Origin of the sequence: Bacillus sp. AF62, from assembly GCF_050312695.1 — a bacterium.
Lineage (GTDB): Bacteria > Bacillota > Bacilli > Bacillales > Bacillaceae_G > Bacillus_A > Bacillus_A cereus.
This window is the reverse complement of the sequence record NZ_JBNPJZ010000281.1, coordinates 1-316: the sequence shown is the minus strand read 5'-3', so window position 1 is coordinate 316 and position 316 is coordinate 1. Positions and strand designations below refer to the sequence as shown.

Here is a 316-nt window from a genome sequence, read left to right as displayed (position 1 = left end):
CCTTATTTGGCGGTATTCCTGCGACGGGTGCCATCGCTCGAACCGCAACGAATATTAAAAATGGGGCGACTTCCCCCATATCAGGCATGATACACGGAATGGTGGTATTACTAGTATTATTATTTTTGTCTCCACTTGCTTTTCATATTCCACTGGCTAGTATGGCACCAATTTTAATGGTGGTTGCTTGGAATATGAGTGAGAAGCATGAATTTATTCATATTCTGAAAACCAAAACGGGGGACACCCTGGTACTTATATTGACATTCTTATTAACTGTTTTTGCAGATCTTACAACCGGAGTAAGCGTGGGGTT

1 protein-coding gene is annotated in these 316 nt (G+C 41.8%); it reads left to right on the top strand.

The genetic code is table 11. From position 1 onward, the window contains the following. A partial coding sequence (locus ACQRBL_RS32750; protein ID WP_427736483.1) for a SulP family inorganic anion transporter occupies window positions 1-316 on the top strand: 316 nt, incomplete at both ends.